At 67.9% G+C, this 12,225-nt stretch carries 11 protein-coding genes; 3 read left to right on the forward strand and 8 right to left on the reverse strand.

Annotated elements, in window-relative coordinates; translation table 11 throughout:
- Positions 1 to 70: 70 nt before the first annotated feature.
- Complete coding sequence (locus tag VMT40_RS18705; protein WP_326359605.1) at positions 71 to 1,567, forward strand: DHA2 family efflux MFS transporter permease subunit; 1,497 nt, start codon at positions 71 to 73, stop codon at positions 1,565 to 1,567.
- A 74-nt stretch (positions 1,568 to 1,641) separates the two neighbouring features.
- On the opposite strand, the gene VMT40_RS18710 is transcribed toward VMT40_RS18705, so the two are convergent.
- From VMT40_RS18710 to VMT40_RS18720, 3 genes are all read right to left on the reverse strand, one after another.
- A complete protein-coding gene (locus VMT40_RS18710) occupies positions 1,642 to 2,262 on the reverse strand; it encodes a Uma2 family endonuclease (protein ID WP_326359606.1) in 621 nt (206 codons plus the stop codon).
- 147 nt (positions 2,263 to 2,409) lie between these two features.
- The gene (locus VMT40_RS18715) at positions 2,410 to 3,936 is read right to left on the reverse strand and encodes a molybdopterin-dependent oxidoreductase (protein WP_326359607.1); all 1,527 of its coding nucleotides are present in this window, start codon (positions 3,934 to 3,936) and stop codon (positions 2,410 to 2,412) included.
- Positions 3,937 to 4,052: 116 nt separating this feature from the next.
- Positions 4,053 to 5,489, reverse strand: coding sequence for a DHA2 family efflux MFS transporter permease subunit (locus VMT40_RS18720; protein ID WP_326359608.1), 1,437 nt, complete (start codon positions 5,487 to 5,489; stop codon positions 4,053 to 4,055).
- A 77-nt stretch (positions 5,490 to 5,566) separates the two neighbouring features.
- Here VMT40_RS18720 and VMT40_RS18725 point away from each other — a divergent pair, with 77 nt between their 5' ends.
- Positions 5,567 to 6,466 (forward strand): LysR family transcriptional regulator, encoded by a 900-nt coding sequence (locus tag VMT40_RS18725; protein WP_326359610.1) that lies wholly within the window; start codon positions 5,567 to 5,569, stop codon positions 6,464 to 6,466.
- 1 nt (position 6,467) lies between these two features.
- On the opposite strand, the gene VMT40_RS18730 is transcribed toward VMT40_RS18725, so the two are convergent.
- Positions 6,468 to 6,788, reverse strand: a complete 321-nt coding sequence (locus tag VMT40_RS18730; RefSeq protein ID WP_326359612.1) for a hypothetical protein — start codon at positions 6,786 to 6,788, stop codon at positions 6,468 to 6,470.
- Positions 6,789 to 6,826: 38 nt separating this feature from the next.
- Positions 6,827 to 7,387 carry a CGNR zinc finger domain-containing protein gene (locus VMT40_RS18735; protein ID WP_326359613.1) on the reverse strand — a complete coding sequence of 187 codons (561 nt, stop codon included), beginning with the start codon at positions 7,385 to 7,387 and terminating at the stop codon, positions 6,827 to 6,829.
- A gap of 87 nt (positions 7,388 to 7,474) precedes the next feature.
- Here VMT40_RS18735 and VMT40_RS18740 point away from each other — a divergent pair, with 87 nt between their 5' ends.
- On the forward strand, positions 7,475 to 8,341 hold the full coding sequence (locus tag VMT40_RS18740; protein WP_326359614.1) for an alpha/beta fold hydrolase: 867 nt from the start codon (positions 7,475 to 7,477) through the stop codon (positions 8,339 to 8,341).
- On the opposite strand, the gene VMT40_RS18745 is transcribed toward VMT40_RS18740, so the two are convergent.
- From VMT40_RS18745 to VMT40_RS18755, 3 genes are all read right to left on the reverse strand, one after another.
- The gene (locus VMT40_RS18745) at positions 8,334 to 9,206 is read right to left on the reverse strand and encodes an alpha/beta fold hydrolase (RefSeq protein ID WP_326359615.1); all 873 of its coding nucleotides are present in this window, start codon (positions 9,204 to 9,206) and stop codon (positions 8,334 to 8,336) included. The genes VMT40_RS18740 and VMT40_RS18745 overlap by 8 nt on opposite strands.
- A gap of 162 nt (positions 9,207 to 9,368) precedes the next feature.
- Positions 9,369 to 11,165, reverse strand: coding sequence for an AMP-dependent synthetase/ligase (locus tag VMT40_RS18750; protein ID WP_326359617.1), 1,797 nt, complete (start codon positions 11,163 to 11,165; stop codon positions 9,369 to 9,371).
- A 112-nt stretch (positions 11,166 to 11,277) separates the two neighbouring features.
- Positions 11,278 to 12,213 carry an alpha/beta hydrolase gene (locus tag VMT40_RS18755; RefSeq protein WP_326359618.1) on the reverse strand — a complete coding sequence of 312 codons (936 nt, stop codon included), beginning with the start codon at positions 12,211 to 12,213 and terminating at the stop codon, positions 11,278 to 11,280.
- Positions 12,214 to 12,225: the final 12 nt, after the last annotated feature.

Consider the following 12,225-nt stretch of genomic DNA (forward strand, 5'->3'; position numbering starts at 1 on the left):
GCGGTTTGCCCATCGATGATTTCCCCGGTGGCCGTGCCCGGCCGCCCTTCCGAGACAGGAATCGGAATCCATGACTACTCAACGCAATCCGTGGCTGGCGCTCTACGCGCTGGTCGTCGGGTTCTTCATGATCCTGCTGGACATGACCATCGTCGCGGTGGCCAACCCGGCGATCATGAAGGACCTGAACGCCGATGTCTCCAGCGTCATCTGGGTGACCTCGGCCTATCTACTGACCTACGCCGTGCCGCTGCTGGTCACCGGTCGACTCGGAGATCGCTTCGGCCCCAAGAACATCTATCTCGTCGGCTTGACCGTGTTCACCCTGGCGTCGCTGTGGTGTGCCGAGTCGACCACCATCGACATGCTGATCGCGGCGCGCGCCGTGCAGGGCCTGGGCGCGGCGCTGATGACGCCGCAGACCATGGCCGTCATCACCCGCACCTTCCCGCCGGACAAGCGCGGCGCGGCCATGGGCCTGTGGGGCGGCGTGGCCGGACTCGCGACGCTGGTGGGCCCGATCCTGGGCGGCGTGCTGGTGGACTGGCAGGGCTGGCAGTGGATCTTCTACGTGAACGTGCCGATCGGCATCATCGCCTTCGCGCTGGCGTTCTGGCTGGTGCCGTCGCTGCCCACGCACGAGCACAAGTTCGATCTGGTCGGCGTGGCGCTCTCGGCCATCGGTATGTTCCTGCTGGTCTTCGGCATTCAGGAGGGCAATACCCACCACTGGAACGCCTGGATCTGGTCCATGATCATCGCCGGTCTGGTGGTGCTGGGCCTGTTCATCTGGAACCAGGCCACCAATACCGGTGAGCCACTGGTGCCGCTGAGCCTGTTCCGCGACCGCAACTTCGGACTGTCCAACCTGGCCATCGCGTCCATGGGCGCGGCGGTGACGGGCGTGTTCGTGCCCGCCTACTTCTACCTGCAGCAGGTGCACGGCATGTCGCCGACCCGCTCGGCCCTGGTGTTCGCGCCGATGGCGATCCTGACCGGTGTGTTCGCGCCCGTCATCGGCAAGATCTCCGACAAGGTCGCGCCGCGGGTCATTCCGACCGTCGGATTCGCCGTCTTCGCGGCGACGCTGTTCGGGTTCGCCGCGCTCATGAAGCCGGACGGCTCGATCCCGATCTTCATGATCGTCGGCGGGCTGGCAGGTATCGCGAACGCCTGCATCTGGGCCCCGTTGGCCTCCACCGCCACCCACAATCTGCCGGTGCAGCAGGCCGGTGCGGGTGCGGGCATCTACAACACGACCCGACAGGTCGGTTCGGTGCTGGGTTCGGCCGCCATCTCCGCGCTGCTCACGGCGCGCATCTCGGCGCAGGGCCTGCAGAGCGGTCCGATCGGCGAGGGCGCGGGCGGCAAGAGCCTGCACGATCTGCCCGCGCAGGTGCGAGATCCGCTGTTGGAGAAGATCAGCACGGCGCTGAGCGAGTCCATGTATCTGCCCGCGCTGATCCTGCTGATCGGTGTCGTCGCCTCGGCGCTGTTCGTCGGGCACGGCAAGTCGGCCGGTGGTCGGGCCGACGATATGGCGAAAGCCAATATCGGCGCGCACTGACCGATCACTCGACGAAAAGCGCTGTCCGCCGGGATCTCCCGGTGGGCGGCGCTTTCCATTCTCTGAGCAAAGTGTCAGAGAATCAGCCCGATGAGACGCGTCCAATCGACGCGGATCTCGATGGGCATATCCACCAGGGTCTCCCCCACAAACGGGGTGAGGCGGCGGTGCAGGCGGTACTGACCCAGCACCAGCACATGGGTCTGAATGGCGTGCACGCGGTCGCGATCCATGTAGACCAGCCAGTACCAAGGGATTCCGGCGAGCGCGTACTCGGCCAGTTTGTCGGCGGTGTCCACGCGCTCGGTGGCCGGGGACACCACCTCGATGGCGACCTTCACCCGCGGGGCCTGCAGGGGCCCGACATCGGCTGGGGCACAGGAGAACAGCACCACGTCGGGACGCCGGACGGTGACCCGCGGGTGTTCCCAGAGCAGCACGTCCTGGTCGACGCCGACGTAGAGCCAGCCGTCGTTGTAGCGGCTCATATGGTTTTCCGCGGCGGCCTCGAGCATGGAGGCCAGGCGGCGGGCGGCATTGCGGTGCGCGAGCGGCTGCGACTCGGCGCGCACCACATCGCCGTTCACGACCTCCACCAGACGGCAGAAATCGCGGGGTAGCTTCTTCCAGACATCGAGCGTGATCGGTTCGGGCTGCAGGTTTTCCGCCCGTGCCCACTCGAGTACTCCGGTCATGCGCGCTCCCTCGGCTCCTGGACGGGCGAACTGGGCGACGTGCCGCGCCGATCCTAAACCGCCCGCGCCGACAAACGAGCCGTTCGGAACTTTCCCCCGCGCACCATCGGCGAGCCGTGCGCGACCGGCCGAGCGGACGCGGGGATCTCAGCCGATTCGCACTGTGAGGGAGGGGTATCCGGTGGCCCCGTCGGGAACGACGTCCTGTTGCTTGTCGGTTTGGGTTTCGCCGGTGCCATCGGTGGCGCGCGCCCAAATGGTGTGGGGGCCGCTGGCGGTGGCGTTCCAGTCGAAGGACCACTGCACCCAGGTGTCGATGGAGGGGGCGACGGCCAGGCGGGCGGGCTGCCAGTCGCCTTGGTCGATGCGGACTTCCACGCCCTTGATGCCGCGATGCTGGGCCCAGGCCACCCCGGCGATGGTGATGGTGCCGGGCGGCATGGTGCCGTGGCCGCGCGGCACGTCGATGCGGCATTCGGTTTTGATGGGTCCGTAGGCGGACCAGCCGCGTTTGGTCCAGAACGCCTCGGCGCGATCGAATCTGGTGATCTCCAGTTCGGAGACCCACTTGGTGGCCGAGACGTATCCGTAGAGCCCGGGCACCACCAGGCGGGCGGGATACCCGTGCGCGGTGGGCAGCGGTTCGCCGTTCATGCCGACGGCCAGCATGGCGTCGCGGCCGTCGGTGAGCACGGCCAGCGGACTGCCCGCGGTGAAGCCGTCGACGCTGCGGGAGAGCACCATATCGGCGTCGGGATGCGGTCCGGCCGCCTCGATCAGGTCTTTGAGCGGGTAGCCGAGCCAGCGGGCATTGCTGATCAGGTCGCCGCCAACGGGATTGGAGACGCAGGCCAGGGTGACCAGCCGCTCGATGGGGGTCTTGGCGGCGAGATCGGCGTAGGTGAGCCGGATCTCGCGGTCGACCATGCCGTGGATGCGCAGCGACCAGTCGTCCTTGCTGACCTGCGGCACGGTGAGCGCGGTGTCGATGCGGTAGAAGTCGGAGTTCGAGGTGACATACGGGGTGAGGCCCGGAATCTTCAGGTCCGCACCGGGTTCCACCGATGGCTCCGGTTCGCTCGGGGTCGGCAGTTGCACGTCGGCGCGCTCGGCCGACACGTCGCGCGACCGCAAACCGATGAGCCGCCCGGCCACACCGCCGACCAGCGCCGCCCCGCCCGCGACGAGCAGCCCGCGCATGACCTGCCGCCGTTCGACGGACATGTCCGCCCCGGCACCCGCATCGAGCCGGGTGATCTTCTCGGTCAGGCTGCGCAGCAGCAGGATTCCGGCGATCACGCCGAGCAGCGACGGCAGCGCCCAGGTCCACGCGGCATTGGGCCGACCCAGCGCGGCCAGGATGGACAGCAGCCCGAAGACCGCGAACAGCACCGATCCGAGCGGCCGCCTCTCGCGTTCGACGACCCCGGCGACACCGGCCAGCACGAAGGCGACCACTCCCATCGAGACGAACAGCAGCAGTTTGTCGTTCGTCCCGACCAGCCCGATCACCCATTCGCGGAATCCGTCGGGCGTGTGGTCGACGATCCACGCCCCGACCGCCTGCAGGGGCGTGCTGTCGGGGCTGACCAGCACCGACAGCAGTTCGGCCACGCCGAGCGTGACCCCACCGGCAACGATTCCCGCGGCAATGCGCAATTCCCGATCGGCCACGAAACCGACCCTACTGCGCGGGTCGGCCCGTGAGCCCGATCGGGAAATTACGGAACCGTGACGCTCGGTCGGTCAGCTTTAGTCGACCCGGTTGGCGTCACCGCCCTCGGCTGGCCTCACCGCGCTCGGTTGGCTTCCCCGCGCAGCGCGACCGCCGCGATCACGGCCATCACCAGCAGACTTCCGCCTGCCAGCACGAAGGCATGGTGCAGTCCGCCCATGGCAGGCACCGGTCCGTTGTAGACCAGGGTGCCCAGCACCGCGACGCCGAGCACCTGCCCGAGCTGCCGCAAGGCGTTGTGCACCGAGGAGGCCATACCCGCCCGGTGCGGGTGCACGGCCGCCAGCGCGGTCGCGGTCATCGGGGTCAGGCACAGTCCGATGCCGAAGCCGCCGAGCGCCAACAACCACCAGATCGCACCGAGCCCGGTGTCGCGCTGCACGCCGAGCAGGCCGAGGGTGGCGAGTCCGGCCACCGCCAGCCCAGTCACCATGGGTAGGCGCGCGCCCACCCGGCCCACCAGGCGGCCGGAGATCGGGGTGGCCGCGGCGAATGCGATGCCGATGGCGCACACGTCGAATCCGGCGCGGATCGCCGAATGTCCCTGCACCTGTTGGAAATACGCGCTGAGGTAGACGATCAGACCGATGAAGGCGAAGAAGGCGACCAGGCCCGCCGAGTTCGCCGCGGTGAAGTGGCGGCTGCGGAACAGCTCGAAGTCGACCAGCGGGTCGGCGTGGCGTCGCTCCCAGAGCGCGAAGACCGCGAAAGCGATTGCCGCGCCGAGGAACGCGGCCAGGATCGGGGCGGAATGCCAGCCGCGCGCCCGGCCCTCGATCAGCCCGAAGGACAGGGCCGAGACGGCGACCATGGTCAGCACGGCTCCCTGCCAATCGAATCGGCCGCTGACGGACGGGCGCGGCAGGCGCGGCACGACCAGCACGGAGACGGCGGTGAACACGGCGACCAGCGGCACATTGAGCAGCAGCACCCAGCGCCAGCCGAGCCCGTTCACCACGATCCCGCCGATCACCGGTCCCAGGGCCAGCGACAGGCCCGACGCGGTCGAGAAGGTGCCGATCGCGATGGCGCGCTCCCGCTCATCGGGGAAGGACGCGCGCAGAATGGCCAGCCCGGTCGGCACCAGGAGCGCGGGGCCGATGCCCTGAATCACGCGGCCCGCCAACAGGATCGGCAGGCTCGGTGCCAGCCCGGCGACGAGTGCGCCGAGTCCGTAGACGACCATGCCGGTGAGGAACACGCCCCTGCGGCCGTAACGGTCGCCGAGGCCGCCGCTGAGCATCAGCAGGCTGGCGTAGACGAGCACGTAGGAGTTGACGATCCATTCGGTGGCGGTCGGGCTCGCGTGCAGGTCGCGGCCGATGGTCGGCAGTGCCACGCTGATCACGGTGGTGGACAGGACGGCCAGAAATTGGCCGCCGGTAATGGCGATCATGGTGAGCCACGGGTTGCGCGCGGGCGCGTCCGCGGTGGGCACTGTCGTTGCGTCACCAGGCTTTGCCACCGGTTCGGCGGGGTGCAGAGCGGTCATACTCGAACGGTAAAAGCGTTGGTTGATAGCTTCCACGACCAAAATCGCTATATCGCAATGCCTTTAGAGTTATATGCATGGACCTGTTGCAGCTGCGGTACTTCCGGATGGTCGCGCGTACCGAGAACATCACCCGGGTCGCCGAGGAACTGCGGGTCGCGCAGCCGTCGCTGAGCCGCACCATCACCCGGTTGGAGAGCGAACTCGGGGTGCCGCTGTTCGATCGGCAGGGTCGCAGGCTGCGGCTCAATCGATTCGGGACGGCCTTCCTGGCGCGGGTGGATCGCGCCCTGGACGAACTCGACAGCGCGCGCCGGGAACTCGCGGATCTCGCCGAGGAAGAACGGGGTTCGGTCGCGGTCGGCGCGGAGAATCTGATGGTCGTCCAGCATGTGGTCGCCGACTTCGTGCAGGCGTACCCGGGGGTGCGGGTGCAGCTGTTCTCCGGCACCACCGAGCAGGTGGTGGCCCGGTTGACGGCGGGTGAGATCGACCTCGGGCTGGTGTCGCGGCCGATCGCCGAACCCGGCATTGCCGTGCGCGAACTGCTGGACGAGGAAGTGCTGCTGGCGGTTTCGCCCCGGCATCGGCTCGCGAACCGGGATCGGGTCACGGTCGCGGAGCTCGCCGATGAGCCCTTCATCACCACCTCGCCCGACTATTGGCAGCGCCGGGTGCTCGATCGCGTCTTCTGCCGGGCCGGGCTGCGCCCGAACATCGCCTGCGAGGGCGACGAACCGGCGGCGATCCGTAATCTGGTCGCCACCGGATTCGGTGTCGGGCTGCTGCCGAGCATGGCGAGCGAGTATCCGGGGCCGCCGGTCGCCTGGCTGCACATCGACGATGTCCACTGCCGCCGCACCCTGCACGTGTGCTGGCGTGAGGACGCCTATCTACCGTTGGCGGCCGGTCGTTTTCGCGAAATGGCGGCCGAGCGGTTCGCGCGCAGCCAACCGGGACGCCCCGGTCCGGAGTGATTCACATCTGGGCGTTGCCGGTGTAATTGATCATCCACGGCACCGAGAACTTGTCGGTGAGCATGCCGAATGCCTCGGCCCACTGCACCGGACCGAACGCCATCTCCACCTTGCCGCCCACGGCGAGCGCGTTGAAGAAGCGCTCGGCCTCGGCGGCGGAGTCCGTCTCGAGCTGCACGGTGAAACCGGGCTTGGAGTTGTCGATCTCGGTGCCGGGCGGGCAGTCGGAGAGCATGAGGATATTGGTGTCGCTCAGCGGGAATTGCGCATTGGCAATGCGGTCGAGTACCTCGTCGGGCATATCGGCCGGGCTGTCGCCCATATCGCGGAAGCGGGCACGAGATTTCCTCCTCGATCGGATCAGTCGACGGCCTTGTGGCGCTGGTAGTAGCGGGCCACGCGGACGCGATTGCCGCAGCGATCGGGTGAGCACCATTGGCGTCGGGGATGGGCGGGCAGGAACAGCATGACGCAGTCCTCGGCACCGCACTGTTTGATTCGGGAGACCGAGGGATCGGTGAGCAGGGTCGCGGCGGCATCGGCCAGGTGAGCGGCCAGGCGGGTGCCCGGATCACCGAGGCGCACAAAGGTTTCGGTGACGGCGTCGCCGTTCCAGTCCAGGCGGCGGATGGCGGGTGCGGCCGATTGGGCGGCGGTGAGCCCACGCAGCGCCGCGGCGGGCGGGCGGCGGCCGCGCCGGAGGGCGTCCAGGGCGGTGGCCGTGCACTCGCGCACCTCACGGACGGCGGTCAGATCCCCGGCGGTGAGATGCGCGGGCGGCGGCTCGGGTAGCCGGTCGGCCTCCAGGTGCAGCCAATCAGCCAGCTGTGCGGGGGTTTCCAGCAGGTCGGCACCGAGGGGCCGGGTGTTCACCAGGTCCAAGGCGAGGGGTTCACCGATCAGGGGTTCGAGATCAGCCACGGTTCTAATGGTACATGAGGCCATTGACACGTTAGAAACGGTTGACGTAGAACTAATGCATCATCGCCTACTGAAAGCATGTGAGCCATGAGCAGCCTGCCCCTCGTCCAGCACCGTCGCATCGATGTCGACGGCGTCGAGGTCTTCTACCGCGAGTCAGTCCCCACCCGCCCCGACGCCCCGGTCCTGTTGCTACTCCACGGTTTTCCCACCGCCTCGCACCAGTTCCGCCGCCTCATCGACGCACTGGGCACCCACTACCGACTCATCGCCCCCGACTACCCCGGCTTCGGAAACACCGTCGCGCCCCCCGATTTCGACTACACCTTCGACCGCCTGGCCGATATCACCGAGGGCTTCGTCGAACGCCTGGGCCTGACCGCCTTCGCCATGTACATCTTCGACTTCGGTGCCCCCATCGGCCTACGCCTGGCCACCCGCCACCCGGACCGGATCACCGGCCTGATAATCCAGAACGGCAACGCCTACGAAGCCGGATTATCCGAAGCCGCACAGGGTTTCATCGCCCTACGCCCCGACCACGAGGGCGACGAGGACATCGTCCGCGGCCTCCTCACCCTGGAAGGCACCCGCAGCCAATACGAAACCGGCGTCCCCGACCCCACCCTCCTCAACCCCGACGCCTGGACCCTGGACCAGCACTACCTGGACCTCCCCGGCCGCAAGGAAGCCCAAGTGGCCTTGGCCTTCGACTACAAATCCAATGTCGCCCGCTACCCCGAATGGCAATCCTGGCTCCGCAAACACACTCCCCCCACCCTCATCACCTGGGGCGCGAACGACCCCTTCTTCCCCGAGCCCGGCGCACACGCCTACCTCGCAGACCTCCCCGATGCCGACCTCCACCTGTTCGACACGGGCCACTTCGCCCTCGAAACCCACCTCCCCGAAATCGCCCCCCTCATAGCCGATTTCCTCGAACGCCTCACCTAACGACAGTCCCACGGGGAGATCCTTCGATCACCGCGAGACCATCGAGGATGGCGGCGATCTCCCTGGGGCGCAGGTAGGTGCCCATGTGGCTGGTGTCGATGGTGTGGACGTCGAACACGTTGTCCGGGGTGAGCGCGTCGGCTTCGGCGATCATCTTGTCCTGCACGTCGATTGGGATCGCCCGATCGCGCGCGAACCGGATGTAGGTGCGCGGGATCCGCCCCCAAGTCTGCGCCCGCACCCGGGAATCCGCGGTGAGCACCTGCACGGAGTCAGCCGGTTCGAGGGTATTCAAACAAGCCCGGAACTGATCGTCGCTCGCATCCGCCATCAGCCCCTCCTTGAGCGCCGCGAGGGTCGACGCATCGGCGGTACGCCAATTCACCATGGTCGCGGCGACGTCGTAATGCCCCAGGGTCGCCAAATACGCAGCGACACTGGGCAAGGACACACAGCACCAGGCGGAGATGTACACGATCCGGGCCAGCAGCTCGGGTACCGCATTCCCGACTCCACTGATCGTTGCGCCCCCACCACTGGTCCCGGCCAGGACGACGGGCCCGTACTGCGCCACCCGCCGCACCGCCGCCTCCACATGGTCCACATTGTCATCGAGCGTCACATGGGCCAGCGGCGACACCTGCCCAGCGAGCGCGACCAAATCCTGGGGCGACTGATACGACACCGGAAAGCACGCATCGATCCCATGCCCGGGCAGATCAACCGCCACCGCCCGATGCCCGAGCAGCGCGAGTTCCCGCACCACCCCAGCCCAAGCCGAGGAGTTCGCGTGAGCCCCATGCACCAACACGAACGTCGGCCGCCCATCCCACCGCTCAGCTAGACCCCGACCTCGAAACTCCATCACACACTCCCCATCGCCCACCCAACCGCTACCCACCCACCTTGACACACCGCCTTTGTCGCGATCCAGGCGTTGAAAATGAGAGGGGCGCACGGGAGAATCCGTGCGCCCCTTACCATTTCACCAGAGCGGCAGGGCTAGGCCCCGAACCCCGCGACTCCGTCAGGAGTTGTAGATCGCGTCTACGTCGGCGGCGTATTTCTTCATGACCACGGCTCGCTTGAGGGAGAGCTTGGGGGTGAGTTCGCCGCCCTCTTCGGTCCAGTCGACCGGGAGGATGCGGATCTTCTTGATTGCCTCTGCGTGGGAGACCAGTTTGTTGGTGGCGGCGACCGCGTCGTTGATTTCGGCTACCAGGGCCGGGTTTTCGATGACGTGCTCGATGGGGGTGTCGGCGCCGATGCCGTTGCGCTCCAGCCATGCCGGGAGGGTGTCCTGGTCGAGGGTGATGAGGGCGCCGATGAAGGGCTGGCCGTCGCCGACCACCATGACCTGGCTGACCAGCGGGTGCTGGCGCAGCGAGTCCTCGAGCATGGTCGGGGAGACGTTCTTGCCACCCGCGGTGACCAGGATTTCCTTCTTGCGGCCGGTGATGGAGATGAAGCCGTTGTCGTCGATCGCGCCCAGGTCGCCGGTCTTGAACCAGCCGTCGGCGTCGAAGGCGTCCTTGGTGGCTTCCTCGTTCTTCCAGTACCCGGCGAACACGACCGGGCCGCGGATCAGCAGCTCGCCGTCCTCGGCGACCTTCGCGCCGTGGCCGGGCAACGGGCGGCCCACCGAGCCGACCTTGATGAACTTGGGCGTGTTCACGCTGACGGCCGCGGTGGACTCGGTCAGACCGTAGCCCTCGTAGATGGTGACGCCCGCGCCGCGGAAGTAGTGGCCCAGGCGCGAACCCAGCGGTCCGCCACCGGAGACGGCCGAGGAGCACTGTCCGCCCATGGCCTCGCGCAGCTTGCTGAACACGAGCTTGTCCAGCACGGTGTGCTGCAGCTTGAGCAGCAGGCCGGGGCCGCCCTTTTCCAGTGACTGGCTGTACTGGATGGCGATCTCGGTGGCGTAGTCGAAGATCTTGCCCTTGCCGCCGTCGTGCGCCTTCTGCTTCGCGCCGTTGAACACCTTCTCGAACACGCGCGGCACCGAGAGAATGAAATTCGGCTTGTACTGGCCGAACTGGTCGACCAGCGTGGACCAGTCCGAGGTGTGGGCGACGGTGACACCGGCGTCGAAGGCGGCCAGCGCGACCGCGCGGGCGAAGACGTGGGCCAGCGGCAGGAACAGCAGCGACTTGCGACCCGGCTGCAGGAACTCGCTCATGGCCGAGCGGTCGGCGGCCGATTCGGCGTACAGGTTGGAGTGCGAGAGCATGACGCCCTTGGGGCGTCCGGTGGTGCCGGAGGTGTAGATGAGGGTCGCCGGGGAGGCGGCCTTCACCTGGGCGCGGCGCTCGTGCACGACGGCGTCGTCGATGTCCTTGCCGCGGGCGACCAGCTCGGCGACCGCGCCCTTGTCGATCTGCAGGACTTCCTTCAGATCCGGCAGTCCGCCTTCGATTTCCGCGACGGTGGCCCGGTGCTTGTCGTTCTGCACCACGATGACCTTGGTGCCGGAGTCCGACAGGATCCAGCGCACCTGCTCGGCCGAGGAGCTGTCGAAGATGGCGACGGTGCAGCCGCCCGCGGCCCAGATGGCGAAGTCCAGCACGACCCACTCGTAGCTGGTGGCGGCCATGATGGCGACGCGGTCACCGAGTTCGATGCCCGAGGCGATGAGACCCTTCGCCACGTCGGTCACGGCCTTGGCGAATTCGGTCGCCGTGACGTCGTTCCAGCCGCCCTTACCGTCCGGGGTGTTGAAGACGACCAGATCGGGCGTCTGCTCCGCATGCCGGAACGCGCCGTCCGACATATTGGCGGTTTCCGGAATGGTGTAGGTAGCCGGGACTTCGAACTCTCGCATCGCTGCCCTTCCACAGTGGGTTTACTCGCGGGTAATTTACGCCACGCGCACAGGTAACTCCCGGCGGACCGTCCGAACCGGTTTCCGCACCGTCCCGCGTTGTGTCTTGTCCCTATCCTATTGACCGGCTTTGCGCAGGTCGAAGGGCCCGTCGCAGAAATTCGCCGAGCTCGACGGTGATCCGCGCGGCCGGGCCGACCAGTCCGGCCTGCAATTGGGACACATGCCAGAGACCCTCGGTCTCGGTGAACTCGGTCGGCACCCCGGCGGCCCGCAGTCCGGCGACCAGGCGCACGCACTGATCGTGCAGCAACTCGTCCACATCGGCCTGGACGTAGGTGGGCGGCAGGCCGTGCAGATCGCCGAGCAGCGGGGCGTAGCCGGTGTCCGAGCCGTCGCCGGTGCCCAGGTAGGCCGCCGCGCAGGCCCGCGACCACGGCCGGTTGATGACCAGATCGCGATCGCGGGCGGGCACCTCGTTGGGGTCGCCCCACGGCGCGATCAGCCCGAGCGCGGCCGGAATCATGGCGTGCCGGTCGCGCAGTCGTTCGGCCAGCGCGAGCGAGAGCCCGCCACCGGCCGAATCACCCGCCACCGCAATGCGTTCCGGCCGATAGCCGAGCGAGACCAGCTCCAGGAAGGCGGCCTCGGCGTCCTCGAGCGCGGCCGGGAACGGGTGCTCGGGAGCCAGCCGGTAGTCCAGAACCTGGACGGCACAACCGGTTTCGCGGGCCAGGAAGGCGGCCAGGGCGCGGTGCGTGGCGGGCGAACCGACGGTGTAGCCGCCGCCGTGCAGGTACAGCACGGTCGCGGCATCCGAGACCGGGCCCACCGTCACCCGTTCAGCCGGGCGACCGCCCAGCCGAACGCGCTCCACGTGGACACCGCGCGGCCCGCGCTGGGCCGGTGCGCCCCAATTCATCAGTGCCCGTTGCACAGTGAAGGGCAGGCGGTGGTTGAGCATGATCCGGAAGACCGGACCGAGCGCGGCGCGGGCGAGCGGCAATGGCAGTGTCATATCGAGCGACCGCGGTGTCATATCGGGCATGACCGGGGAAAT

Origin of the sequence: Nocardia sp. CDC160 (assembly GCF_035818795.1) — a bacterium.
In the GTDB taxonomy this organism is placed as follows: domain Bacteria; phylum Actinomycetota; class Actinomycetes; order Mycobacteriales; family Mycobacteriaceae; genus Nocardia.

Coding starts and splice junctions, on each gene's coding strand:
- VMT40_RS18730 (WP_326359612.1), bottom strand. CDS start 6,788: ATGGGCGACAGCCCGGCCGATATGCCCGACGAGGTACTCGACCGCATT.
- VMT40_RS18740 (WP_326359614.1), top strand. CDS start 7,475: ATGAGCAGCCTGCCCCTCGTCCAGCACCGTCGCATCGATGTCGACGGC.
- VMT40_RS18705 (WP_326359605.1), top strand. CDS start 71: ATGACTACTCAACGCAATCCGTGGCTGGCGCTCTACGCGCTGGTCGTC.
- VMT40_RS18720 (WP_326359608.1), bottom strand. CDS start 5,489: ATGACCGCTCTGCACCCCGCCGAACCGGTGGCAAAGCCTGGTGACGCA.
- VMT40_RS18750 (WP_326359617.1), bottom strand. CDS start 11,165: ATGCGAGAGTTCGAAGTCCCGGCTACCTACACCATTCCGGAAACCGCC.
- VMT40_RS18755 (WP_326359618.1), bottom strand. CDS start 12,213: ATGCCCGATATGACACCGCGGTCGCTCGATATGACACTGCCATTGCCG.
- VMT40_RS18710 (WP_326359606.1), bottom strand. CDS start 2,262: ATGACCGGAGTACTCGAGTGGGCACGGGCGGAAAACCTGCAGCCCGAA.
- VMT40_RS18745 (WP_326359615.1), bottom strand. CDS start 9,206: ATGGAGTTTCGAGGTCGGGGTCTAGCTGAGCGGTGGGATGGGCGGCCG.
- VMT40_RS18725 (WP_326359610.1), top strand. CDS start 5,567: ATGGACCTGTTGCAGCTGCGGTACTTCCGGATGGTCGCGCGTACCGAG.